Origin of the sequence: Micromonospora carbonacea (genome assembly GCF_014205165.1) — a bacterium.
GTDB classification, from domain to species: domain Bacteria; phylum Actinomycetota; class Actinomycetes; order Mycobacteriales; family Micromonosporaceae; genus Micromonospora; species Micromonospora carbonacea.
Genome location: NZ_JACHMZ010000001.1, coordinates 2,829,403 through 2,854,319 on the forward strand (window position 1 = coordinate 2,829,403; position 24,917 = coordinate 2,854,319).

The 24,917-nt window shown below is 74.5% G+C and carries 20 protein-coding genes; 13 read left to right on the top strand and 7 right to left on the bottom strand.

Translation table 11 applies throughout. The features are described 5' to 3' along the window. The first annotated feature begins 122 nt into the window (after window positions 1-122). Entirely contained in the window at window positions 123-3,638 is a 3,516-nt protein-coding gene (metH, locus tag HDA31_RS12275; RefSeq protein WP_178065155.1) for a methionine synthase, read from the top strand. Window positions 3,639-3,695: 57 nt separating this feature from the next. Here the strand turns inward: metH and HDA31_RS12280 are convergent, their stop codons facing one another. Further along, window positions 3,696-4,667: a ketopantoate reductase family protein gene (locus HDA31_RS12280; RefSeq protein WP_178065156.1), complete on the bottom strand. Its 972-nt coding sequence runs from the start codon at window positions 4,665-4,667 to the stop codon at window positions 3,696-3,698. A gap of 84 nt (window positions 4,668-4,751) precedes the next feature. Between HDA31_RS12280 and HDA31_RS12285 the strand changes: the two genes are divergently transcribed. From HDA31_RS12285 to HDA31_RS12305, 5 genes are all read left to right on the top strand, one after another. Continuing rightward, window positions 4,752-5,327 (top strand): TetR/AcrR family transcriptional regulator, encoded by a 576-nt coding sequence (locus tag HDA31_RS12285; protein WP_178065157.1) that lies wholly within the window; start codon window positions 4,752-4,754, stop codon window positions 5,325-5,327. A 213-nt stretch (window positions 5,328-5,540) separates the two neighbouring features. Continuing rightward, window positions 5,541-6,689, top strand: a complete 1,149-nt coding sequence (locus HDA31_RS12290) for a helix-turn-helix domain-containing protein (protein ID WP_246384692.1) — start codon at window positions 5,541-5,543, stop codon at window positions 6,687-6,689. Between the two features lie 324 nt (window positions 6,690-7,013). Next, complete coding sequence (locus tag HDA31_RS32945; RefSeq protein WP_281370179.1) at window positions 7,014-8,213, top strand: helix-turn-helix domain-containing protein; 1,200 nt, start codon at window positions 7,014-7,016, stop codon at window positions 8,211-8,213. Further along, window positions 8,210-8,458, top strand: coding sequence for a hypothetical protein (locus HDA31_RS12300; RefSeq protein ID WP_178065160.1), 249 nt, complete (start codon window positions 8,210-8,212; stop codon window positions 8,456-8,458). Before HDA31_RS32945 ends, HDA31_RS12300 begins: the two co-directional genes overlap by 4 nt. Window positions 8,459-8,498: 40 nt before the next feature. After that, on the top strand, window positions 8,499-9,335 hold the full coding sequence (locus HDA31_RS12305) for a class I SAM-dependent methyltransferase (protein ID WP_178065161.1): 837 nt from the start codon (window positions 8,499-8,501) through the stop codon (window positions 9,333-9,335). A 76-nt stretch (window positions 9,336-9,411) separates the two neighbouring features. Here the strand turns inward: HDA31_RS12305 and HDA31_RS12310 are convergent, their stop codons facing one another. Further along, a complete protein-coding gene (locus HDA31_RS12310) occupies window positions 9,412-10,710 on the bottom strand; it encodes a glycosyltransferase (RefSeq protein WP_178065162.1) in 1,299 nt (432 codons plus the stop codon). Window positions 10,711-10,962: 252 nt separating this feature from the next. Between HDA31_RS12310 and HDA31_RS12315 the strand changes: the two genes are divergently transcribed. The 4 genes from HDA31_RS12315 (at window position 10,963) to HDA31_RS12330 (ending at window position 15,347) form a co-directional block, all read left to right on the top strand. Beyond that, window positions 10,963-12,069 (top strand): calcium:cation antiporter, encoded by a 1,107-nt coding sequence (locus HDA31_RS12315; protein WP_178065163.1) that lies wholly within the window; start codon window positions 10,963-10,965, stop codon window positions 12,067-12,069. Between the two features lie 163 nt (window positions 12,070-12,232). Further along, window positions 12,233-12,982, top strand: a complete 750-nt coding sequence (locus HDA31_RS12320) for a neutral zinc metallopeptidase (protein WP_178065164.1) — start codon at window positions 12,233-12,235, stop codon at window positions 12,980-12,982. Window positions 12,983-13,157: 175 nt separating this feature from the next. After that, window positions 13,158-13,805, top strand: coding sequence for an HAD family hydrolase (locus HDA31_RS12325; RefSeq protein ID WP_178065165.1), 648 nt, complete (start codon window positions 13,158-13,160; stop codon window positions 13,803-13,805). Window positions 13,806-14,168: 363 nt separating this feature from the next. Further along, window positions 14,169-15,347: a Cmx/CmrA family chloramphenicol efflux MFS transporter gene (locus tag HDA31_RS12330; RefSeq protein ID WP_178065166.1), complete on the top strand. Its 1,179-nt coding sequence runs from the start codon at window positions 14,169-14,171 to the stop codon at window positions 15,345-15,347. A 182-nt stretch (window positions 15,348-15,529) separates the two neighbouring features. Here HDA31_RS12330 and HDA31_RS12335 read toward each other — a convergent pair whose 3' ends face one another. The 5 genes from HDA31_RS12335 to HDA31_RS12355 all read right to left on the bottom strand — a co-directional run bounded on the left by HDA31_RS12335 (window position 15,530) and on the right by HDA31_RS12355 (window position 21,988). Then, window positions 15,530-18,088: an ABC transporter permease gene (locus tag HDA31_RS12335; RefSeq protein ID WP_178065167.1), complete on the bottom strand. Its 2,559-nt coding sequence runs from the start codon at window positions 18,086-18,088 to the stop codon at window positions 15,530-15,532. Then, window positions 18,088-18,861, bottom strand: coding sequence for an ABC transporter ATP-binding protein (locus tag HDA31_RS12340; RefSeq protein ID WP_074477159.1), 774 nt, complete (start codon window positions 18,859-18,861; stop codon window positions 18,088-18,090). Before HDA31_RS12340 ends, HDA31_RS12335 begins: the two co-directional genes overlap by 1 nt. A 194-nt stretch (window positions 18,862-19,055) precedes the next feature. Beyond that, window positions 19,056-19,745: a response regulator gene (locus HDA31_RS12345; RefSeq protein ID WP_178065168.1), complete on the bottom strand. Its 690-nt coding sequence runs from the start codon at window positions 19,743-19,745 to the stop codon at window positions 19,056-19,058. A 52-nt stretch (window positions 19,746-19,797) separates the two neighbouring features. Further along, window positions 19,798-20,994, bottom strand: coding sequence for a sensor histidine kinase (locus HDA31_RS12350; RefSeq protein ID WP_178065169.1), 1,197 nt, complete (start codon window positions 20,992-20,994; stop codon window positions 19,798-19,800). Between the two features lie 76 nt (window positions 20,995-21,070). Next, entirely contained in the window at window positions 21,071-21,988 is a 918-nt protein-coding gene (locus tag HDA31_RS12355; protein WP_178065170.1) for a RecB family exonuclease, read from the bottom strand. Between the two features lie 87 nt (window positions 21,989-22,075). On the opposite strand from HDA31_RS12355, the gene HDA31_RS12360 reads away from it, so the two are divergent. The 3 genes from HDA31_RS12360 to HDA31_RS12370 are packed head-to-tail and all read left to right on the top strand — an operon-like array spanning window position 22,076 to window position 24,860. After that, window positions 22,076-23,233, top strand: a complete 1,158-nt coding sequence (locus HDA31_RS12360; protein ID WP_178065171.1) for a M50 family metallopeptidase — start codon at window positions 22,076-22,078, stop codon at window positions 23,231-23,233. Beyond that, on the top strand, window positions 23,230-24,291 hold the full coding sequence (locus tag HDA31_RS12365) for a tRNA (adenine-N1)-methyltransferase (RefSeq protein WP_376701380.1): 1,062 nt from the start codon (window positions 23,230-23,232) through the stop codon (window positions 24,289-24,291). Before HDA31_RS12360 ends, HDA31_RS12365 begins: the two co-directional genes overlap by 4 nt. Further along, the gene (locus tag HDA31_RS12370) at window positions 24,288-24,860 is read left to right on the top strand and encodes a hypothetical protein (protein ID WP_043968814.1); all 573 of its coding nucleotides are present in this window, start codon (window positions 24,288-24,290) and stop codon (window positions 24,858-24,860) included. Before HDA31_RS12365 ends, HDA31_RS12370 begins: the two co-directional genes overlap by 4 nt. Window positions 24,861-24,917: the final 57 nt, after the last annotated feature.

The following is a 24,917-nucleotide window of genomic DNA, read 5'->3' on the forward strand; positions in this document are numbered from 1 at the left end:
CACGTCCGTCAGCCTACGTGTCGGGGCCGGATGCGGCCCGTCGGCCGCGCCGGTCCGGCCCGTGGGCCCCGGTGCGCGGCGGCCCGCCCCCGCCCCCGGATCCGCGCACTACCCTGAGTGGCGTGCGGACTTCGCTGCTGGACGTGCTGGCGGAGCGGGTCCTCGTCGCCGACGGCGCGATGGGGACGATGCTCCAGGCGGCCGAGCTGACCCTGGACGACTTCGAGGGGCACGAGGGTTGCAACGAGATCCTCAACGTCACCCGCCCGGACGTGATCCGTGGGGTGCACGACGCCTACCTCGCGGCGGGCGCGGACTGCGTCGAGACCAACACCTTCGGCGCGAACCTCGCCAACCTGAGCGAGTACGGCCTCCAGCACCGGATCGGGGAGCTGTCCGAGGCCGGCGCGCGGATCGCCCGGGAGGCCGCCGACGCGTGGGGCGCCGCCGGGTGGCCCCGGTTCGTGCTCGGGGCGATCGGCCCCGGCACGAAGCTGCCCACCCTCGGGCACGCCGCGTACGCGACGCTGCGCGATGCGTACCAGCAGAACGCGGCGGGCCTGCTCGCCGGTGGTGTGGACGCGTTGATCGTCGAGACCTGCCAGGACCTGCTCCAGGTGAAGGCGGCCGTCGTCGGGTCCCGGCGGGCGATGGCCGAGGCCGGGCGGCGCGTGCCGCTGATCTGCCACGTGACCGTGGAGACCACCGGCACGATGCTGCTGGGCAGCGAGATCGGCGCGGCGCTGACAGCCCTGGAGCCGCTGGGCATCGACCTGATCGGGCTGAACTGCGCGACGGGCCCGGCGGAGATGACCGAGCACCTGCGCTACCTGTCCCGGCACGCCCGGGTGCCGCTGTCGGTGATGCCGAACGCCGGCCTGCCGCAGCTCACCGCCGACGGCGCGGTCTACCCGCTGACCCCGGTGGAGCTGGCCGACGCGCTGGAGCGGTTCGTCGCCGAGTACGGGGTGTCGCTGGTCGGCGGGTGCTGCGGGACGACGCCGGAGCACATCCGGCTGGTCGCCGAGCGGCTGCGCGGGGCGCGGCCGAGCGTCCGCGAGCCGCGCCCCGAGGCCGGCGTCTCCTCGATCTACCACCACGTGCCGTTCGCGCAGGACGCCAGCGTCCTGATGGTGGGGGAGCGGACCAACGCCAACGGGTCGAGGGCGTTCCGGGAGGCGATGCTGGCCGGCGACTGGCAGGCGTGCGTGGAGATCGCCCGCAGCCAGGCCCGGGACGGCTCGCACCTGCTGGACCTGTGCGTGGACTACGTGGGCCGCGACGGCACCCGGGACATGCGGGAGCTGGCGGGGCGGTTCGCCACCGCGTCCACGCTGCCGGTCATGCTGGACTCGACCGAGCCGGCGGTGATCGAGGCCGGGCTGGAGATGCTCGGCGGGCGGTGCGTGGTCAACTCGGTCAACTTCGAGGACGGCGACGGGCCGGGTTCCCGCTACGCCCGGGTGATGCCGGTGGTCGTCGAGCACGGCGCGGCGGTGGTGGCGCTGCTCATCGACGAGGAGGGGCAGGCCCGGACGGCCGAGTGGAAGGTGCGGGTCGCGCAGCGGCTGATCGAGGACCTGACCGGCCGGTGGGGGCTGCGCCGGTCCGACATCCTGATCGACGCGTTGACGTTCCCGATCGCCACCGGTCAGGAGGAGACCCGCCGCGACGGCGTCGAGACGATCGAGGCGATCCGGGAGATCGCGCGGCGCTGGCCGGGGGTCAACTTCACCCTCGGCGTGTCGAACGTGTCGTTCGGGCTGAACCCGGCGGCCCGGCAGGTGCTCAACTCGGTCTTCCTGCACGAGTGCGTACGGGCGGGGCTGACGTCGGCGATCGTGCACGCCAGCAAGATCCTGCCGATGTCGAAGATCCCCGACGAGCAGCGCGAGGCCGCCCTGGACCTGGTGTACGACCGGCGGCGCGCCGGCCACGACCCGGTGCAGCGGTTCATCGAGGTCTTCGAGGGGGTGGACGCCTCGTCGGCGCGGGCCACCCGGGCGGAGGAGCTGGCGGCGCTGCCGCTGGACGAGCGGCTGCGGCGGCGGATCGTCGACGGTGAACGCAACGGCCTGGAGGCCGACCTCGACGCGGCGATGGCGGAGGGCCGGTCACCGCTGTCGATCATCAACGACCTGTTGCTGGACGGCATGCGGGTGGTCGGGGAGCTGTTCGGCTCGGGCCAGATGCAGCTTCCGTTCGTGCTCCAGTCGGCCGAGGTGATGAAGACGGCGGTGGCCTACCTGGAGCCGCACATGGAGAAGGCCGACGACGGCGGCAAGGGCCGGATCGTGCTGGCCACGGTCAAGGGCGACGTGCACGACATCGGCAAGAACCTGGTCGACATCATCCTGTCCAACAACGGCTACGAGGTGGTCAACATCGGCATCAAGCAGCCGATCTCGGCGATCCTCGACGCGGCCGAGCAGCACCGGGCCGACGCGATCGGCATGTCGGGGCTGCTGGTCAAGAGCACGGTGGTCATGAAGGAGAACCTGGCCGAGATGGCCGAGCGCGGGGTGGCGCAGCGCTGGCCGGTGCTGCTCGGCGGGGCGGCGCTGACCCGGGCGTACGTGGAGGACGACCTGCGGGCGGCGTTCCCCGGCCAGGTGCACTACGCCCGGGACGCGTTCGAGGGGCTGTCGCTGATGGACCGGGTGATGACGGCCAGGCGGGGCGGCGCGCCGGTGGTGGACCCGCAGCGGGAGGCGGCCCTGGCGGCGCGGCGGCAGCGCCGGGAGCGGCAGCGGACGATGGTCGGTGACGTGCTGCCGGGGTTGGACGACGCGTCGGTGCGTTCCGACGTGGCGGTCGACGTGGAGGTGCCGACGCCGCCGTTCTTCGGCACGCGGGTGGTGCGGGGCGTGCCGCTGGCGGACTATGCGGCGTTGCTGGACGAGCGGGCGACGTTCCTGGGGCAGTGGGGGCTGCGGGGCGCGCGGGGCGGGAAGGGCCCGTCGTACGAGGAGCTGGTGGAGACCGAGGGGCGGCCCCGGCTGCGCTACTGGCTGGACCGGCTGACCGCCGACAAGGTCCTGGAGGCGGCCGTGGTGTACGGCTACTTCCCGGCGTACTCGGAGGGCAACGACCTGGTGGTGCTCGGCGAGGACGGGCGCACCGAGCGGGCCCGGTTCTCGTTCCCCCGGCAGCGGCAGGAGCGGCGGTTGTGCCTGGCCGACTTCTTCCGGCCGCGCGGCGACGGCCCGGACGTGGTGGCGTTGCAGTTGGTGACGGTCGGGCAGCCGATCAGCGACTACACGGCGAAGATGTTCGCCGGCAACTCCTACCGGGACTATCTGGAGGTGCACGGCCTGTCGGTGCAGCTCACCGAGGCCCTGGCGGAGTACTGGCACCGGCGGATCCGTGCGGAGCTGACGCTGCCGGGCGGCCGTACGGTGGCCGACGACGACCCGGCGGACCTGGCGGGCCTGCTGCGCACCGACTACCGGGGCTGCCGGTACGCGTTCGGCTACCCGGCCTGCCCGGACCTGGAGGACCGGGCGAAGATCGTGGACCTGCTGGGCGCCCAGCGGATCGGGGTGGAGTTGTCGGAGGAGTTCCAGCTCGTGCCGGAGCAGGCGACGGACGCGATCGTGGTGCACCACCCGGAGGCGAACTACTTCAACGCGAAGTGATCGCGTCGCGGGTCGGGGCGGGGCGCGGCCGGAGTGTCCTGCGCCGCCGGGGCCTTCCTACCCCGCGTCCGTCCCGGCGACCCCGGCCGGGGTCCCGTCGGTGAAGTAGGGTTCGGCCGCCTCCAGCCGGGGCGTCCGCACCCCGAGCCTGCGCGCTTCGGCCAGCGTGTCGCGGCAGATGGCGCGCAGCTCCTCAGGGTTGGCGTGGGCCGACGTGACCCGGCGCATCGGTGGGAACCAGGCGAGCAGCCAGGCGAGCGCCGGGGCGGCCAGCCAGAGGGGCGCGGTGAACGGCAGCAGCTCGGCCCGGTGCCGCCGCAGCTCGACGCCGCGCGCCTCGACCAGCGGCAGCAGCTCGCGGATGGCGAGGATCGCCTCGTGTACGTCGCGGCGCGTCATCGTGGACAGCGAGCCGCGCCGCAGGCTCTGCGTGTGCAGGCCCGCGTTCTGCACGAAGTGGATCGCCAGCCAGCCCCGGAAGTCGGGATTCTCCTTGATCCGGAGCCCCGCCCCGCGCAACAGTTCGCGCACGGCCTGCTCGCGCGCGGTCGGCGGTCGGCCGAGGGTGCCGAGAAAGACCACGGGCAGCAGCGCTCCGCGCAGCACCCCGTCGTCGCCGAACCCGCCGCCGGCCCCGGGGAAGCCCCAGGCCACCTGCTCCGCGGGGAGCGCCGCGATCGCGGTCGGCGGCTCGACCCACAGGTTGTTGAAGACGAGCACCGTGGCCCCGCCCACGCGTGGCCCGAGGAAGGCTGCGGCCTCCGCGAAGTTGTAGTGCTGCACGCTCAGCACGATCAGGTCGAAGTCGTGGTCCGGCTCCAGGGACTCGCGGTAGCGCACCGGCCACTTCTCGGTGACCCGCTTGCCCCACGGCAGGCGTCGCGCGTCGAGCAGATCAAGGTCGATCGCCTCCCCGTACGCCGCCGCCCGCCCCGGCCGGACGTAGAACTCGACCTGGTGCCCGGCCCGTTCCAGGGCCCACCCGTAGACGGCGCTGATGACGCCCCGGCCGAACATCAAGATCTTCACGCGTCACTCCGTACGCTACAATTGGAGACCATCTCCACTTCCAAAATATGGAGACCGTCTCCACTTGTCAACGGGGGGCCGCACGTGACCGACGCCAAGCCGCTGCGCGCCGACGCCCGCCGCAACCGCGACGCCCTGCTCGCCAAGGCGCGGGAACTCTTCGCCGACAACGGCTTCGACCTGCGCTTCGACGACTTCGCCAAGCTGGCCGGCGTGGGCACCGGCACGCTCTACCGCCACTTCCCGACCCGGGAAGCCCTCGCCGAGGCGGTCTACCGCGAGGAGCTCGCCGCCCTGTGCGACCGGGCCCGCACCCTGCGTGCCACCGTCCCGGCCGACGAGGCGCTGGAGTCCTTCCTGCGCGGGCTCGTCGCCCACCTGCACGCCCATCAGGGCCTCGCCCGCACCCTCGCGGTGCTCATGGCCACCCGCGCGGAGGCGATGGCCGAGGGCGCCCAGGCCCTGCACCGGGTCGTCGCCGACCTGCTGGCCTCCGCCGTCGAGGCGGGAACCATGCGCGCCGACGTGAGCGCCGGCGCCGTCATGATCGCCCTCCAGGGCATCTGCGCGGCGTACGACCACCCGGACTTCCGCGCCGACGCGGACCAGGTCGTCACCCTCGTCCTCGCGGGCCTCCGCCACCCCGCGCCCGCGCCATGAGCGACGCCGCCCGGCACCGCCCCTGATTGACCGCGACGGGAGCGACAGTGGCGGTTGGCCGCCGACGTGAAGCTCCGCCGGGTAACACTGCGGTCAGTGCGTTCGAGTGTACCGTCCGAAATGGCCGCTGGTTGATGCCAGCGGGCATGCCGGTCAGCCCTCGACCTGGGAGTGTCGCTGATGCCCCGTCGTCCCATACCCGTCGATCCGTCGATCGGTGATCGCATCCGGATCCGTCGCGAGCTGCGCGGTTGGAGCATCCGGCATGCCGCCAGCCGTGCCGGCATCTCCCATACATCGTGGTCGCGGATCGAGCGTGGCCAGCAGCGCACCGATCGGTACATGGTGGTGGACCTTGCTGCGGCGCTGGAGTGCTCGGTGGTCGATCTGACCGGGCAGGCGTACACGCCGGCCGATCGGCAGCTCGATGCGGCGCGGATCGATGCCGAACGGGTGTGGCGGATCATGATGGACACGCCGATGGCGGGCAGGCGGGAGCTGCCAGCCACCGTCGAGCAGGTGCGTCGGGAGGCAGGGCTCGTGCGCGCCCTGTACGGGCGGTGTGACTACGCGGGTGCCCTGCGCAGGCTTGTCGACTTGGTGCCGGCGATGCATGGCCTGACCGATCGGCGGGCGGCGTTGGCGGAGATGGTGCCGGTCTACGGGGTTGCGATGGGTTCCCTGCTCAACGTCGGCTATCCGGCTCACGCGTGGCTCGCGGCGGAACGCTGTGCGGAGGCGGCGGGACTGCTGGACGATCCGGTGGCGGCAGGGGTGGCGGCGGCCAATCGGGCGCGGGTTTCGGCCTACTCCGGCGCGTACGGGCCGGCGCGGGCGTGGTGCGACGCGGCGGGTGCCGACCTGGCGGGCAGCGGGGCGGACGGGGCCCTGGACGTGCTCGGATTCCTGCATCTCGCGCGGGCCCATCACCTTGCCGGCCTGCGTGACCGGGCGGGCGCGGAGGAGCACCTCGCCGAGGCGGCGCGGATCGCCGCGCACACGGGGGAGACCGAGAGCTGGGATCTTGCCTGGGGCCCACGCAACGTGGCGCTGTGGCGGATGGCGTTTCAGCTCGACACGGGCCGACCGGAGGAGGCGATCCGGACGGTCGCCGGTGTGGACGTGAACGGCCTGCCGGCGGTACGGCAGGTGTACTTCTGGCTGGACATGAGCCGGGCCGCAGAGGCGGTCGGGCGGGGCCGGGACGCGGTGCGGATGCTGCTCGCGGCGGAACGAGTCGGTCCGCAGCACGCGCGTTCGTCGACGTCGGCGCGGGAGACGGCCCGGGCGTTGCTGCGCCGGGGCGCTGCCTCGCCGGAACTGCGGGGCCTGTGTGAGCGGATGAGCATGACCGTGCAGTAGCCGTCCGGTAGTGGTGCGTAGGCGTTCCAGCGACCGCATGTGCTGTCCGTAGCGTTCTGATCACGGCTGCGGCTGCTTCGATCTGACTGCCGCCGTGGCCTTGAGCCGGCGCGGCGGTGGCGGTCCTTCCCGGAAACCCCGCCGCGCCCCTTCCCGAAGGGTTGCAGATGGGCGGCACGCAGCGCGATGCAGGGCCGAGCCGGGGCGAGCAGGCGGAAGCGGACGAACGGGAGGCGGCAAGACAGCGGATCCTCGCACAGGCCGAGGCCGAACGGATACCGGTCGAGGAGACGACCCGAGCGGTGCCGGATCGGCGGTGGCGTCGTGGACAACGGTGAACCGCCCATAGGCCGCCGGGTGGCGCAGTGGCGGGCGCGGCGGCGGATGACGCAGCAGATGCTCGCCGACCGGTTGGGTAAGTCCAAGAGCTGGGTGGACAAGGTCGAACGTGGCGTTCGCGCCTTGGACAGGTTCTCCGTCATCCAGGACGTCGCCGAGGTGCTGCGGGTGGACGCTGCGGTGCTGCTGGGCGGTGACGTGCGGCCGGCGGGGACAGCCGGAACCGAGGGCGTGCAGGGAGTCCGGGCGGCGCTCGCCTGCCACGACATCCGTGCGACCGGGCCTGAGGTGTGGCCGGTAGGGTCGACGGGCGAGTTGCACCGGCGGGTGGAGCACGCGTGGCTGACATATCAGCACGCGCACTACCCGCAGTTGATGCGGCTGGTGCCTGCCCTGCTCGTCGACGCCAGTTCCGCGCACGCCGCCGGTGGCGAGGGCGACGTGGCGGGCCTGCTGAGGCAGGTCTATCAGATTGTCGCCTTGCTGCTGGTAAAGCTTGGTGAGCCGGACATGGCGTGGCTCGCGGCTGACCGAGCGATGGCTCTGTCCACCGGCGACCCGGTGTGGACGGCGGTGGCGGCGGTGCCGCTCGGTCAGGCGTTGCGTGCGTCAGGGCAGGGTCGGGTGGCTGTGGCAGCGACGACCGTCGCCGCCCATCGGATCGCGCCGAGCGTGCCGCACGACGCCCTGCCGCAGGAACTGGCGGTGTGCGGCACTCTGCTGGTCGAGGCGGCTCTCGCCGCCGCCACCTGCGCCGACCACCGCAGCGTGACGGAACTACTCGACCAGGCCGCCGACATCGCCGAGCGGGTTGACGACGGCCAGGACCAGCACCGCACCGGCTTCGGGGCGGCGGCGGTGCGGGTGGCGCGGGTCGCGGCGGCCGTCGAACTCGGCGACGGCGGCGGGGCGGTCGTCCAGCATGCGCAGACGGTCAGGCTGCACGGATGGCGGCGGCTGCCTGTCGAGCACCGGGCCGCCTACCTGGTCGACGTCGCGCGGGCGTACCTCCAGGTCGGTGACCTGCTGGGGGCGGGCCGCGCCCTGGTCGAGGCGGACCGGATCGCGCCGGCCGAGGTCCGGGTGCGGCCGTCGGCGCGTACGGTGATCGCCGAGGTGGCTCGGGGCGGCCCGGCGCCGGCCGGCGTCGCGCACCTGGCCACGGTGATCGGCCTGATCCGATGACCGCGCCGTTCCTGTCCCTGGCGCAGATCCGCAACCGGCTGATCCTCACCGCCCGCTGGGTCCTGCGCGACCACCGCCCCGGGCTCGACGGGCGCTGCCCGGTCTGCCGCACGGCGGGCTGCCCGGCGGCGACCGCCGCCCGCGACGTTCTGCGCGCCGCCACGGAACTGCGCCTGTGGAGTACCACAGCCCAGCCCACCGCACCCGATCGGAACGATCCCGGCTGGCCGCTGCGGAGCGGGTGAGCGTGCCGCGGGGTGTCTCGGCGGCCGGTAGGGTGCGGCCGTGACGGACGGGTGGACGTGGGACGAGTCCTTGTTCGCGGGCGCCTCCGCGCACTACGAGCGGGGCCGCCTGCCCTACGCGGCGGGATTCGTGGCGGCGCTGGCCGACGAGCTGGGGCTCGACGGGTCGGGGCGGCTGCTGGACGTGGGCTGCGGCCCGGGGACGGTGACCGTGCCGCTGGCGGGCTGGTTCGCCGAGGCGGTGGGCGTGGACCCCGACGCCGGGATGCTGGCCCGGGCGCGGCTGCGGGCCGCGCGCGACGGCGTGGGCAACATCCGGTGGGTACGGGCGCGGGCCGAGGACCTGCCCGCCGGGCTGGGCGTGTTCCGGGTGGTGGTGTTCGCGCAGTCGTTCCACTGGACGGTGCAGGACGCCGTCGCCGCCACGGTGCGGGGGATGCTGCCGCCGGGCGGGGCGTTCGTGCACGTCGGCGAGGTCACGGAGCCGTCATCGACGCAGGGGCTGCCGCATCCGACGCCCCCGTACGACGGGATCGCCGACCTGGTGCGCCGCTGGCTCGGGCCGGTGCGGCGGGCCGGTCGGGGGTTCCTGCCGGGCGGGACGCCGGGCGGCGAGGCGCAGGTCCTGGCCGGGGCGGGCTTCGCGGGCCCGACGCGGCTGCGGGTGCCCTCCGGCGTGGTGGCGCGGCGGTCGGTCGACGACGTCGTGGCGTGGGTGCACTCGCGGTCGGACGGGGCCCCGCACCTGTTCGGGACGCGGCTGGCGGAGTTCGACGCCGAGCTGCGCGCCCTGCTCCTCGCGTCGTCGCCCGGCGGATGGTTCGCCGAGCGGGTGCCCGACACGGAGGTGCGGATCTGGCGTACCCCCCGGGCCTGAGTGGCGGGGTCCGGCCGGGTGGCGTGCCGCCGGCCGGCACGGGGGCCGGCCGGCGGCACGCGGCGGGGCGGGCCGGTCAGCCGGCCGCGACGGACGCGGCGGCGGCCACCTGCACCAGCGGCCCCTGCACCAGTGGGCCCTGCACCGAGCCGCCGATGCGGTGGGTCTCGGCGAGGAGGTGGGCGCGCCAGCGCCGCCACAGCGGGGTCATCCGGGAGGTCAGCCAGACGACGTCGACGGCGTCGTCGGGCAGAACGGTGCGGATGCCGAGGGCGTGGCGGGCCGGGCGCGCCGGGTCGTCGGGGAGCTTGGCGAGCAGCGTCTCGTCGTAGTCGAACAGGTGGGCGGGCGGGAAGCCGGGCGGCAGCTCGCCGCCGCAGCCGAACACGGCGATCCGGGCGCCGGGCGGCACGGTGTCGCGCAGCCGGGCCAGTTCGGCCGTGACGTCGAGGGCGCGGACCCGGTTGACGGCGCGGCGGATGGCGGGCAGTTCCTGGCGCAGGTGCCAGGCGCGGGTGTCCTCCAGTTGGGGCAGGTGCCGGGCGAACCAGGCCCAGAGCAGCTCCAGCACCGGCTCGGGGTGCTTGCGCAGGATGGTCAGGACGTTGCTGGGGTTGTCGCCGGTGTCGCCGGTGGCCTCCCGGGGGTGGGGGCTGTCCACCGCCCACGCCTCGCGGCTGACCTCGAAGGCGAGTCCGTGGCGGTCCAGGCGCAGGCCGAGTTCGATGTCCTCGCCGCCCCAGGAGCGGAAGTCCTCGTCGAAGCCGCCGACGGCGTGGAAGCCCGCCGCCGGCACGGAGCAGTTGAGCGACCAGAACAGCTGCCAGGCCAGGGGCACCCGGGACAGGTCGAAGGCGGTGCTGGCGAAGGTGGCGTGCCGGCCGTCCTGGAAGGAGGGCAGCGCGCCGAACGCGCGGACGATCTCCTCGGGGCTGCGGTCGCGGGTCGCGGCCTCCAGCCCGGGGAGCGGATCGCCGGGCTGGTAGCCGAAGGTGTAGCCGAGGACGGCGCGGGGCGGCCCGGGCCGGGCGTGGGCGGCGAGGTGGGCGGCGAGGAAGTCGGGGCCGGGCAGCACGCCGGTGTCGACGAACGCGAGGACGTCGCCGGTGGCCAGCCGGGCGCCGGCGTTGCGGGCGGCGGCGGCGCGGAAGCCGAGGTCGGGCTGGAAGTGGTAGCGCAGGCGCAGCCGGTCGGCGAACGCGTCGACGGTCTGCCGGGTGTCGTCGGTGGAGCCGTCGTCGGCGACGACGACCTCGTACCGCTCGGCGGGCATCCGTTGGCCGGCGAGCGCGGTCAGGGTGCCGCGCAGCAGGGGCGCACGGTTGTAGGTGGGGACGATGACGGAGATCAGTGGCGTTGCGGCGCCAGATGACATGGTGTGACTCCGGTACTCGGGGGCGTCACAACCTATCGACCGTTGACTGAGTCGCGCATCAGTCGTGAGGCTTGTTCATCTCCTGCTTACGGAGCGCGGGAAGCCCTTACCCGAGTCACATTCCCGTATTGTCGGGCATCATTGTCGGGTATCGGCCGTGACCGAAACAGCCCAGCCGCGACGAGCCGACGCGGGAGCGGGGCGCGTCCCGAACTGTGGGCGATGATCGTGATTTCTGGCAGGGTTGACACCATGCCGGCCCTCCTGCGTTCCCGTGTCACCGACTGGACCCTCACCGTGCCCGTGCTGGCCGTGGTGATCCTGGCTCTGACCTGGGGCAGGGAGCTGCCCCCGCTGGTCGTGGGGGTGGTCGCGACGTTCCTCGCCGGGGCGGTGCTCGCCGCCGTGCACCACGCGGAGGTGGTCGCCCACAAGGTGGGCGAGCCCTTCGGCTCGCTGGTCCTCGCCGTCGCGGTCACGGTGATCGAGGTGGCCCTGATCGTCACCCTGATGATCAGCGGCGGGGACAAGACGGTGTCGCTGGCCCGGGACACGGTCTTCGCCGCCGTCATGATCACCTGCAACGGCATCCTCGGCCTGTCCCTGCTGCTCGGGGCGCTACGCCGCCGGGTGGCGGTGTTCAACCCCGAGGGCACCGGCGGGGCCCTGGCCACCGTGGCCACCCTGGCCACGCTCAGCCTGGTCGTGCCGACCTTCACCACCAGCCGGCCCGGCCCCGAGTTCTCCACCCCGCAGCTCGTCTTCGCCGCCGTGGCGTCGCTCGCCCTGTACGGGCTGTTCGTGCTGGTGCAGACCGGCCGGCACCGCGACTACTTCCTGCCGGTCACCTCCGACGGGACCGTCGCCGACGCCGACGGCGACGGACACGCCGACCCGCCGTCGACCGGCGCCGCCCTGGCCAGCCTGGTCATGCTGCTGGTGGCGCTGATCGCCGTGGTGGGCCTCGCGAAGATGGTGTCCCCGGCGATCGAGGCCGGGGTCTCGGCGGCGAACCTGCCGCAGGCGTTCGTCGGTGTGGTGATCGCGCTGCTGGTGCTGCTGCCCGAGACCCTCGCGGCGGCCCGCGCCGCCCGCCGCGACCGGGTGCAGATCAGCCTCAACCTGGCCCTCGGTTCGGCCATGGCCAGCATCGGCCTGACCATCCCCGCCATCGCCATCGCCTCGATCTGGCTCGACGGGCCGCTGCTGCTCGGGCTCGGCGGCACCCAGCTGACCCTGCTGGCGCTGACCGTCGTCACCGGCGTGCTGACCGTGGTGCCGGGCCGGGCCACCCTGTTGCAGGGCGGCGTGCACCTGGTCCTGCTGGCCGCGTTCGTCTTCCTCGCCGCCAGTCCCTGACTCCTCGCCGCCACCCCTGCGGGCCGCGCGCCGGCCCGGCGCGGCCCGGCCCACGGGTGCGGCCCCGGTCGACCGCGATCGGGGATGGTCACCGTGTCGCCGGCCGGGCATGATCGACAGGGAGCCGGGGTAGTGGACCGGTGGGACGAGCCCGGGAGGCACTGTGACGGCACGGTCGGGACGTCGACCCGGCGGCCCGCTGGCCGGTCTGCTGGCGGCGCTGGTGCTGGCCAGCGGCTGCGTGGTCGGCGGGGTGAACGAGGGCGCGCCGCAGCAACCCCTGCCCCGGTCGACCCGCCAGCCCAGCTCGCCCCAGGGGGAGCAGACCCGCGCCGACGGCACCACCAGCGTGGCCGAGTTCGAGGAGGACATGGCCGTCGCGGTGGACAAGGCCGAGATCTACTGGACCGCGCAGTTCCGGGCGTCGGGCCGACGGTTCCAGCCGGTCCGGCGGGTCGTGCCCTACCAGCGGGAGGGCGAGGTCTCCTGCGCCGGGCAGGCCCTGCCCCGCAACAACGCCGTGTACTGCTCGGCGGGCGACTTCATCGCCTACGACGTCCGCTGGTCGGTCGCGGCGTTCCGGCAGGTCGGCGACGCGTTCCTCTACTACCTGCTCGGCCACGAGTACGCCCACGGCATCCAGGTGCGGCTCGGCCTCCGTGCCCAGTTCACCATCCAGCAGGAGTTGCAGGCCGACTGCCTGGCCGGGGCGTACATCGGCGGCTCGATCGAGGCCGGTGAGCTGCGGCTGGAGGACGGCGACCTCGACGAGTTCCGGGAGGGGCTGCTCGCCGTCGGCGACGACCCCGACCAGCCGTGGTTCGCCGAGGGCGCGCACGGCACCGCCGAGCAACGCACCGACCACTTCTTCCGGGGCTACGAGCAGGGCCTCGCGGCCTGCAACCTGGGTTGAGGGCGGGCGGGGAGCCGGGCCGACGGCGTCCCCGGCGGGGACCGGGTCCCGGCGGCGACCGGGCCGACGCAGGTCAGGGCGGGGACCGGGTCTCGGCCGGGGCGGGCCGGCTGCAAGGATCGGGTCGACCCCGCGACGCCTGGAGGACCCCCTGAGCAGCCACTACCCCGCCGCCGTGCTCTTCGACATGGACGGCACCCTGGTCGACAGCGAGAAGCTGTGGGACGTCGCGCTGCGCGAGCTCGCCGCCGAGTACGGCGCCACCCTCTCCGACGCCGGGCGCAAGGCGCTGATCGGCACCAGCATGGCCGACGCGATGCGGATCCTGCACGACGACCTCGGCCAGCCGCACCGCGACCCGCAGGCCAGCGCGGCGTGGATCGACGCCCGGATCCTGGAGCTGTTCCGCACCGGGCTGCGGTGGCGGCCCGGCGCCCTGGCGCTGCTGCGGGCCGTCCGCGCGGCCGGCATCCCCACCGCCCTGGTCACCTCCAGCGGCCGGCCGCTGGTGGAGGTGGCGCTGGACACCCTGGGCCGGGACAGCTTCGACGCGGTGGTCTGCGGCGACGAGGTGGACGCGGCAAAGCCGCACCCCGAGCCGTACCTGACGGCCGCCCGGCTGCTCGGCGTGCCGATCGACAGGTGCGTGGCGATCGAGGACTCCCCGACCGGGGTGGCCAGTGCCCTCGCCGCGGGCGCGGCCGTGCTGGCGGTGCCGGCGGAGGTGCCGATCGCGCCGGCCGACGGCGTACACCAGCTCGACAGCCTGACCGGCGCGGACCTGGAGCTGCTCGCCGCCCTGCTCGGCGACCCGCCCGCCTGACCGCCGGCCTCCCTGCGCCCATGTCGATCTCTGTTGACGGTGCTGGGCGTGGCAACTACGCTCCGCTGCGTGTCCGGCCCCAAGGCATCCAGACGCTAGCCACCGCTGCGCGGTGGCTGGCCCCGACGAGGGCGCGGTGCAGCTCGGCCCAGGCTGAGCCAGCGCGCCTCGTCGCCGTGCCGTCACCCACGCCGCCGCTGTTGCCCGGGATGCCGTAGCCGCCGCCCTGACCTATCGGGCCCGTGCTGCCGTCGCTCCCGGTCGCCTCGCGCGGCGGTGCCCGTGCGCCCGGCTGGACCGATCCGCCGCGCCGTGGCCCGCCGCGTTCCCGCCATCCACCCACGACGCGGTTGTGGAGTCGTCATGCCAATTGTGATCTACATTCTCGGGCTCGCCGTCTTCGCCCAGGGAACATCCGAGTTCATGCTGGCCGGCCTGATCCCGGACATCGCCGCCGACCTGCGGGTCTCAGTCCCGGCAGCCGGCACGCTCACCTCGACCTTCGCCGCCGGAATGATCGTCGGGGCACCGCTGATGGCCGTGCTCAGCCTCCGCTGGCCCCGCCGTTCGGCGCTGCTGGTCTTCCTGACCGTCTTCATCGCCGTCCACGTCGTCGGGGCCGTCACCGGCAGCTTCGGCATCCTGTTGGCCACCCGCGTCGTCGGTGCCGTGGCCAACGCCGGGTTCCTGGCCGTGGGCCTCGCCACGGCGACCGGCCTGGCCGGGCCCCACGCCAAGGGCCGGGCCGCCGCCGTGCTGCTCGGGGGCGTCACCCTCGCCTGCGTCGCGGGCGTGCCCGTCGGCGCCGTGCTCGGAAACCTGTGGGGCTGGCGCTCGGCGTACTGGGCGGTGGCCGCCGTCTCCGTGCCCGCCGCCCTCGCGATCCTGCGTTCCGTGCCGCCCACGCCGCCGGGCACGCCCGTGCCCGACGCGCGGCGGGAGCTGCGCGCCCTGCGCCGTCCCCGACTGGCCGTGACCCTGCTGCTGGCCGCGCTGGTCAACGGCGCGACGTTCTGCACCTTCACCTACCTGGTCCCGCTGGTCACCGAGGTCAGCGGGTACGGCAGGGCGTGGGTGCCGGCGCTGCTGGCGGCCTTCGGCCTGGGATCGTTCGCCGGCGTCACCGTCGCCGGCCGGCTCTCCGACAGCCGGCCGATGCCGGTCCTGGTGGCCGGCGGCCCGGCCCTGCTCGCCGGCTGGCTGCTGTTCGCGGCGACCGCAGCGATCGCCCCGGTGGCGTTCCTGCTCGTCCTCGTGCAGGGGACGCTGTCGTTCGCCGTCGGGGCCACGCTGATCACGCTGGTGCTGTATCGGGCCGCCGACGCGCCGTCGCTGGGCGGCTCCTTCGCCACCGTCGCCCTCAACGTGGGCGCGGCCATCGGCCCCCTGCTGGGCGGCGCCGCGATCGGTGCGGGCCTGGGCTACCGGTCCCCGCTGTGGGTCAGCGCCCTGCTGGTGGCGCTGGCCCTGACGGTGGGGCTGACCCCGACGGCCCGGGGTCGGGACCGAACGGACGCCCCCGGGCAGCCGATCCCGTCGTAGTCCGCGCGACCAGCCGCCCGCCCTGGGCGACCCCGCCAGGGCGAGCGGCGTGGGCGACCGGTCCCGGCCCCGCCGTGGGCGACCCGACCCGGCCCCGCCGTGGGCGACCGGGCCCGGCGCTCGGCGTTAAGAAGGGCCCCCTGCTATGCCGAAGGCGTTAACAGGGGGCCCTTCCTTGCGACTCAGTCGTGGGCGATCGCGCCCAGGACGTTGATCCGGGCGGCGCGGACCGCCGGCAGCGCCGCCGCGACGACCCCGATCAGCGCGGCCAGGCCGAGGAAGATGCCCATCTGCGACCACGGCAGCACCAGGTCGGTGATCCCCTCGTCCTTCAGCGCGCGGACCACCGCCGCACCGAGGCCGGTGCCGACCGCGACGCCGAGCAGCGCGCCGAACACGGAGATCACCACGGCCTCCACGGTGATCATCCGCATGGTCTGCGCCCGGCGCAGCCCGATCGCCCGCAGCAGCCCCAGCTCCCGGGTGCGTTCCAGCACCGACAGCGCCAGGGTGTTGATGATGCCCAGCACCGCGATCACGATGGCCAGCGCCAACAGGATCTGGATCATCGTGAGCAGGGTGTCGAAGCCGCTGGTCTGCTGCTCGATGTAGCTGGCCCGGTCGGCCACCGACACCTCCGGGTTGTCGGCCACCAGCGCGTCGAGCTGCGGCTGCACCTGCGACACCGGCGTGCCCGGGGTCAGCCGCACCAGCGCCGTGAACGGCTCCGGGTTGGTGAACTCTGGCCCCGCCTGCCGGGGCAGGATGATCGACCCGATGGACCGCTCGTCGGGCAGCACCGCCGCCACCGTGTACGTGTGCGACCCCTCGCCCCGGGCGAACTGCGCGGTCAGCCGGTCACCGACCGACTTGCCCAGCTCCTTCGCGCCGGACACGCTCAGCGCCACCTGGTCCGGCTTGAGGGTGGCGGCCGTGCCCGACTGCGGCACGGTGCCGTAGATGCGGGCCATCGCGGCCAGGTCGGTCAGCGCCACCACGTACGTCCGGTCGCCGTCGACGATCGCGTTGTCGTTGTAGACGCCCAGCACCGCGTCCACCCCCGGCAGCGCGGCGGCCCTGTCGACCACCGACGCGTCGAACGTGGGCGGCCGGGGCCCCGTCTGCTCCCCGGAGATCACCAGCTGCGCGTCGACGGTGCGTTCCGCCGAGGCGGAGATGCTCGACTTCGCCGAGTCCAGGATCACCGTCACCCCGGTCACCAGGGCGATGCCGACCATCAGCGCGGCGGCGGTGATCGCCGTGCGGCGCGGGTTGCGCCCCGAGTTCAGCCGACCCAGCCGGCCCGGCACCGACCAGGCGAACAACGCCCCGAGCAGCGACACCACCGGGCGGCTGATCAGCGGGGTCAGCAGCGCCACCCCGATGAACGTGAACAGCACCCCGGCCAGGATCACCGTCAGCGTGGCCCCGCCCGCGTTGCCGGTCAGGCCCACCGCCAGCAGCCCGCCGCCGAGGGCGGTGACGACCGCCCCGGACACCGTGACCTTCGTCAGCGGCCGGTCCGGGGTGGCCACGTCCTGCATCGCCGCGATCGGCGGGATGCGCGCCGCCCGCAGCGCCGGCAGCAGCGCCGCGACCACCGTGATCAGCATGCCGACGGCGAACGCGCTGACCACCGCCACCGGGGGCACGCCGATCCCGGCCAGCTCCAGCCCGCCGGCGAACCGGCCGAACGCCCAGGCCAGCAGCGCGCCCACCCCGACGCCCGCGCCCAGCCCGAGGACCGAGGCGATCAGGCCGACCGCGAGGGCCTCCAGCACCACCGAACCGATGATCTGCCGCCCGCTCGCGCCGATGGCCCGCATCAGCGCCAGCTCCCGGGTCCGCTGCGCCACGATGATCGAGAACGTGTTGAGGATCAGGAACGTCCCCACCAGCAGCGCCACCGCGGCGAAGCCGAGCAGCACCTTGTTGAAGAACGACAGGTCCTCCTTCAGGTCGGCCGACGACGCGGCGGAGAGCTCCGCGCCGGTCTTCACGTTGTAGCCGGTGCCCAGCGCGCGGGCCACGTCGTCGCGCACCGTCTCGGCGCGCACCCCGTCGGCGACCCGCACGGTGACGTTGTTGAACGTGCCGGGCTTGCCGAGCATCAGCCGCTGGGCGGCGGGCGTGGTGAACGCGACCTCGTTGGCCCCGCCGATGGTGTCCCGGCCGTTGCTGTAGCCGAAGACCCCGACCAGGGTGAACTCGCGCCGCTTCGACTCGAACGCGGTCAGCGCGCCGACCCGGTCACCCACCTTCACCTTCGCGGCCTTCGCCAGCGCCGCGTTGACCGCGATCTCGTCGTCGGCCTGCGGGCCGCGCCCCTCGCGCAGCCGCACCAGGTCGGACTCGCCGGTCCAGTTCGTGCCGAGCTGCGGCGGACCGAACGAGGTGACCACCTTGCCGTTGCTGCCGATCAGCCGGGCCCCGTCGGCGTTGACCAGGCCCGTGGCCGACGCCACCCCCGGCACCGCCCGCACCCGGTCCACCACGTCCGCGGGGAACGGCGCGGACACCTGCTCGCCCTCGCCCTCGCCCACCTCCAGCTTCGGCTTCGCGGCGACGTTGACGTCGACGCCGGCGTACGCGTCGGAGAAGATCGCGTCGAAGGACCGGCCGAGGGTGTCGGTGAGCACGAACGCCCCGGAGACGAACATGACGCCGAGCACCACCGCCAGGCCGGACAGGACCAGGCGCACCTTGCGCGCCAGCAGGCTCTTCATGGTCGCCCGGAACATCAGTTGCCCACCTCGGTCGCGGCGGGGACGTCGAGCTTCTTCATCGTGTCCAGCACCGTGTCGGCCGTCGGCTCGATCAGCTCCGACACGATCTCCCCGTCGGCGAGGAACACCACCCGGTCGGCGTACGCGGCGGCCGTCGGGTCGTGGGTCACCATGACGATCGTCTGGCCGTGCTCGCGCACCGAGTTGCGCAGGAAGCTCAGCACCTCCGCGCCGGAGCGGGAGTCCAGGTTGCCCGTCGGCTCGTCGGCGAAGATCACCTCGGGGCGGGCGACCAGCGCCCGCGCGCACGCCACCCGCTGCTGCTGCCCGCCGGAGAGCTGCGCCGGGCGGTGGTCGAGCCGGTCGCGCAACCCCACCGTCGCGATCACCACGTCGTACCAGGCCGGGTCGGGCTTGCGCCCGGCGATCGACAACGGCAGCAGGATGTTCTCCTTCGCCGTCAGCGTCGGCAGCAGGTTGAACTGCTGGAAGATGAAGCCCACCTTGTCGCGGCGCAGCTTCGTCAGCCCGGCGTCGCCGAGCCCCGTCACCGTCGTGTCGCCGATCGCCACCGTGCCCCGGGTCACCGCGTCCAAGCCCGCCAGGCAGTGCATCAGCGTCGACTTGCCCGACCCCGACGGGCCCATGATCGCGGTGAACCGGCCCCGTTCGAACTCGGCGCTCACCCCCCGCAGCGCGACGACCTGCGCCTCGCCGCTGCCGTACACCTTCCACACGTCGCTGGCCCGGGCAGCGGCCTGCGCCTGCCGGCCTGTCGTCGCGGTCACGTCATCTACCTCTTCCGTCGGGCTGGGCCGCACCGGCCCCCGCTGGCCCGGTGCGGGCATGAGCCCATCCTCGGCCCCCGCCGCCGCCGAACCCTCCGACTTCGGGCGGACCTGCGGCGGAAATCCCGCTGCGGGTGGGCCCGGATGCCGGCTCAGGGTTGCCCCTGACCGCTACGGGCGCGTGCCGCCGCCGGCTATCCCCGGGGCCGCACCAGACCCGACTCGTACGCGAGCACCACGGCCTGCACCCGGTCGCGCAGCCCCAGCTTCGTCAGCACGTGCCCGACGTGGGTCTTCACCGTCGTCTCGCTGACCGTCAACTCGCGGGCGATCTCCGCGTTGGACAGCCCCCGCGCCACCTGCACCAGCACCTCCCGCTCGCGCTCGGTGAGCGTGCTGAGCGCCCGCGGCGGGGTCGCCGTCGGATCGGGCAGCGAGTCGGCGAAGCGGTCCAGCAGCCGCTTGAGGATCCGCGGGGCGACCACCGCCTCCCCGGCGGCCACCGTGCGGATCGCCGTCACCAGGTCCTCCGCCGGCACGTCCTTGGCCAGGAAACCGCTGGCCCCGGCCCGCAGCGCCCCCACCACGTACTCGTCGAGGTCGAACGTCGTCAGGATCAGCACCCGCACCGGCAGCCGGGCCTCGACGATGGCCCGGGTCGCGGCCACCCCGTCCATCCGGGGCATCCGGATGTCCATCAGCACCACGTCCGGCAGCAGCCGGCGCGAGAGCTCCACCGCCTCCACGCCGTCGCCGGCCTCGGCCACGATGTCCAGCCCCTCCTCGGAGCCCAGCACCATCCGGAAGCCGGTGCGCAGCAGCGGCTGGTCGTCGGCGAGCAGGATCCGCACCGGCCGCGGCGGCGGCGCGCCCTCTTCGGTCATCTGGGGTCCCCCCGTCGCGCCGGCCCGGCCGGCTGGTCGTGACGCGGCCCGGTCACACCGGCACCGCCCCGAGCTGCTCCACCGGAATCCTCGCGTACACCCGGTAGCCGCCGCCGGGCCGGGCCCCGGTGCGCAGCGTCCCACCGTAGAGGCCGACCCGTTCCCGCATGCCCACCAGCCCGTGCCCGATCCGGACCGCGCCCGGCGTCGGCCCCCGACCGGTGTCGGTGACCTCCACCGCCAGGTACGCCGCGCCGAACGTCAACCGCACCACCGCCGTCGCCTCCCCGGCGTGCTTGAGGGCGTTGGTCAGCGCCTCCTGCACGATCCGGTAGACCGTCAACGCCACCCCCTCCTCCAACGGCCCCGGCTCGCCCTCGACCCGCAACGTCACCGGCAGCCCCGCCTCGCGCACCTGCTCCACTAGCGGCCCGATGCCCGCCAGCCCCGGCTGCGGGGCCAGGTCGGCCGCCGGCTCCGCGTCGGTGCGCAGCACGTCCAGCAGCCGGCGCAGCTCCCGCAGCGTCGCCCGGCCGGTGTCCTCGATCGTGGCGATCGCCTCGTCGGCGGCGTCCGGGTCGCGGCGCAGCACCCGCCGCGCCCCGGTGGCGAGGACCCCCATCACGCTCACGTGGTGGGCCACCACGTCGTGCAGCTCCCGGGCGATGCGCCGCCGCTCGTCGGCGACCGCCTGCTCGGCCAGGGACCGCTGGTTCTGCTCGGCCACCCGGGCCCGCTCCCGCAGCGCCTCCGTGGAGGCGCGGCGGGCGTGCACCGCCCGGCCCACCGCGTACGCCACCACGGCGACGAGCACGTTGTTGAGCACCAGGTAGGCCGGGCCCACCTCGAAGACCGTGTCGTCGATCGGGTCGAGGACGTTGACCGCCGCCACCGGCGTCCACAGCGCCACGGTGGCCAGCGCCGCCGGGCGGGCCCGGTGGTGCGCCGCCATCGTGTACGTCAACACCACGAAGGCGAGGTTCTGCGTGTTCGGGGCGTGCCCGAACAGCACCGGCACCGCGAGGCTCGCCACGGCGGCGGCCACCGCCGGCCACGGCGCCGCCCGGCGCAGCGCCACCGGGGCGGCGCACAGCACGCTCCAGCCCAGCGCCGCCGGCAGCGGGCCGGGCCGGAAGTCGACCGGGGTGAGCAGGACGAAGAGGGCGTCCACCAGCACCACGGCGACGGCGAGCAGCGCGTCGGAGGCCAGCGGGCGGCCGCGCAGCCACGCCCTCAACCCTGCGGTCATAGGGGAACGCTAGCCGCCGCCGCACGCGATCGGTCGTCGCCGACGGTGAACCCGGCCTCCTCCTCAGGGAGGAGCCTCACTCGTCCGCGCCGGGCGGGCTGGGCCGGGACCGGGCGTCGACCAGCGGGTCCGCCGAGGCGGCCGCCGCCGGGAACGGCGGCGGGGTGCCGCCGAAGCTCGGGCACAGCGCCTGGTGGTTGCACCAGTCGCACAACCGGCTCGGCCGGGGCCGGAAGTCCTGCCGGGCCGTCGCCGCCTCGATCGCCTGCCACAACGCCACCACGGTGCGCTCGAACCGCGCCAGCTCCTCCGCGTCGGGGGCGTAGTCGCAGACCTCCGCGTCCTTGAGGTAGAGCAGCCGCAGCACCCGCGGCACCACCCCACGCGTGCGCCACAGCACCAGCGCGTAGAACTTGAGCTGGAACAACGCCCGCGCCTCGAACGCCTCCCGGGGAGCGCCGCCGGTCTTGTAGTCGACCACCCGCAGCGCCCCGTCGGGGGCCACGTCCAGGCGGTCCAGATAGCCCCGGATCAGCAGCTCGTCGTCGACCACCGCCGAGATCAACGCCTCCCGCTCGGCCGGCTCCAACCGGCGCGGATCCTCCACCGCGAAGTAGCCCCCCAGCAGCCCGGACGCCGACCGCAGGAACTCGGCCGTGCCATCGGGATCGGCGGCGTCGAACAGGGCGGCCAGCTCCGGCTGCTCGGTGACCAGCCGGTCCCACTGCGGGGCCACCAGGTCACCGGCCGCCTCCGGGGTGCGCCCCGCCGCCGGCAGGTCGAACAGCCGCTCCAGCACCGCGTGCACCAGCGTGCCCCGGGCCTGCTCCACGCTCGGCCGCTCGGGCAGCCGGTCGATGCTGCGGAACCGGTAGAGCAGCGGACACGTCTTGAAGTCGGCCGCCCGCGACGGCGACAGCGACGCCCGGACCGTCGCCGGCACCTCCGCCGTGGCCCGCGCCTGCTGCTGGTCGATCACCGGTTCCGCCGTCATGTCCGGAAGGTTAGGCCACCGGTCCGACAAGCCTGCCGCGCCGCTCCGCCGGGTCGCCGTCGGCGTCGGGTCCGTAGCATCGGGGCGATGGAGCAGCCGCAGAGCGACCGACCGCCGCGCCGTCCCACCCGCACCGGCCTCACCGTCGGCCGGGTCTTCGGCGTGCCGCTGCACCTCAACGGGTCGATGCTGCTGCTGGCCCTGCTGGTCACCGTGACCTACGCCGAGTTCGCCCGCCGCCAGCTCGACCTGTCCCAGCTCGGCGCGTACCTGATCGGCGTCGGGTTCGTCGTGTCGCTGCTCGGCTCGGTGCTGCTGCACGAGCTCGGCCACGCCCTCACCGCCCGCCGCCACGGCATCGGCGTGCGAGGCATCACCCTGGAACTGCTCGGCGGATACACGGAGATGGACCGCGACGCCCCCAGCCCCCGCGTCGACCTGCTGGTGTCGCTGGCCGGCCCGGCCGTCTCCGCGGTGCTCGGCGTCGCCGCCGTCGCCGCCACCCTGGCGTTGCCCGACGGCACCCTGACCAACCAGCTCGCCTTCCAGCTCGCGGTCAGCAACGTCATCGTCGCGCTGTTCAACCTGCTGCCCGGGCTGCCGCTCGACGGCGGCCGGGCCCTGCGGGCCGCCGTGTGGGCGCTCACCCGCGACCGGCACACCGGCACCGAGGTCGCCGGCTGGGTCGGCCGGGCCGTCGCCGTCGGCACCGTCGCGGCGACGCTCGCGCTGACCGTCACCGGGCTGCTGGCGCCCCTGGCCCTGCCGCTGATGCTGCTCGTCGCGGTCACCCTGTGGCGCGGGGCGGGGCAGTCCATCCGGCTGGCCCGGATCAGCCGCCGGTTCCCGCTGATCGACCTGCGCCGGCTGGCCCGCCCCGTCCTCGCCGTGCCCACCGGCACGCCGCTGGCCGAGGCGCAGCGCCGCCGCGCCGAGGGCGACCGCCCCGACGCCGCGCTCGCCGTCACCGACGGCGCGGGCCGGCCGGTCGCGCTCGTCGACCCCGTCGCCGCCGACGCCGTGCCGCCGGCCCGCCGGCCCTGGATCGCCGTCGACGCCGTCGCCCGCGCTCTGGCCGGGCTGCCCGTCCTGCCGGCCGGCCTCGACGGGGAACGGGTGATGGAGGCCGTGCGGACCCACCCGGGCGCACAGTACGTCGTGACGGCAGGCGAAGATGTCGTCGGCGTTCTGCACATCGCGGACCTGGCGCAGCTCCTGGAACCCAAACGGAAGATGAACACGTGACCGCACATCCCCCCACCCTCCCGGCCGAACCCGACGCGCCGGCGTCCGCCGACAGCCCGGCGTCGCCGCCCGTGCCGGCGGCCCACGGCAGCGACGCGCCGGGCCTCCGCCACGCCAGGGGGCCCTTCCGCCCCGGCGACCGGGTGCAGCTGACCGACCCGAAGGGGCGGATGCACACGGTCACCCTGGAGCCCGGCAAGGAGTTCCACACCCACCGCGGGATCCTCGCCCACGACGCGCTCGTCGGGCTGCCCGACGGCAGCGTGGTCACCACCTCCGGCGGCGGCACCGCGTTCCTCGCGCTGCGCCCGCTGCTGTCGGACTACGTCCTGTCCATGCCGCGCGGCGCCCAGGTGATCTACCCGAAGGACTCGGCGCAGATCGTCGCCATGGGCGACATCTTCCCCGGCGCGAAGGTCCTCGAGGCCGGCGCCGGCTCCGGCGCGCTGAGCTGCTCCCTGCTGCGGGCCGTCGGCACCACCGGCGAACTGCACTCCTACGAGCTGCGCGACGACTTCGCCCAGATCGCCCGCCGCAACGTCGAGGCGTTCTTCCACGGCCCGCACCCGGCGTGGCGGCTGCACGTCGGCGACGTCGCCGCGTGCGCGGAGACCGGCTTCGACCGGATCATCCTGGACATGCTCACCCCCTGGGAGGCCCTCGACATGGTCGAGCGGGCGCTCGTGCCCGGCGGGGTGTTCATCGGCTACGTCGCCACCACGCCCCAGCTCTCGGAGCTGGTCGAGGCGCTGCGCGAGCGCGGCGGCTGGACCGAGCCGCGCGCCTGGGAGTCCCTGGTGCGCGACTGGCACGCCGAGGGGCTGGCCGTGCGCCCCGACCACCGGATGATCGCGCACACCGCGTTCCTCGTCTCCGCCCGCCGGCTCGCCCCCGGCGTCACCGCCCCGCCCCGGCGGCGCAAACCCAGCAAGGGCGCCGAGGCGTACGCCGAACGCAAGCAGGCGCTGCGCGCGGCCGCCGAGGCCCGGCAGGCCGCCGCCGCCCAGGCCGCCGGGGCGCTGCCCGACACGGCGGAGGAGCGTGGGGTGGCCGGATGAGCCAGCCGGGCTTCGGCGGCCAGGACGTGCCGGCGGTCTTCCCCGACTGGTCGCCCTACCCCGACCTCGAATCGGCGGCGCGGGCCTACCTGCGGGACCCGGACGTCGCCCTGGAGGCCCTGGGCGGGGTGCTGCGCGGCGCCTCCGTGCTCGGCTTCACCCTCGAACGGTTCGTCAACGAGGTCAACGGGGTGTGGCAGGAGGTCGTGGTCTGCGACGGCAGCCGCCTCGTGCTCTGGCACGGCGAGGACGTGCCGCCGGGGGAGGGGCCGCCCGGGTCGATGACCTCGTCGCTGCGGGTGGTGCCGGTCTCCACCGTCACCGAGGTCGGCTGCCGGCGGCGGCTCACCCGCACCGACGACGGCCGGATCCGGGTCGACAGCATCGACGTCTACCTGCTGCTCACCTCGCTCGACGAGGCCCCGCCCGGCGACGAGATCGGCGGGGTGCCGCGGCACGACGCGCTGCGCTTCGGCAAGACCCTCGACGACGGCGGGGCCGGGCAGATCGCCCGGCTGGAGGAGTTCGCCCGGACGGTCGCCGCCGTGGTGGGCCGCCCGCTGCTCTGAGCCCGGCCCGCGCCGGGCGTCGCCGCCCGGGTCGCCCCGCCCGGGGCGGCCCGGGCG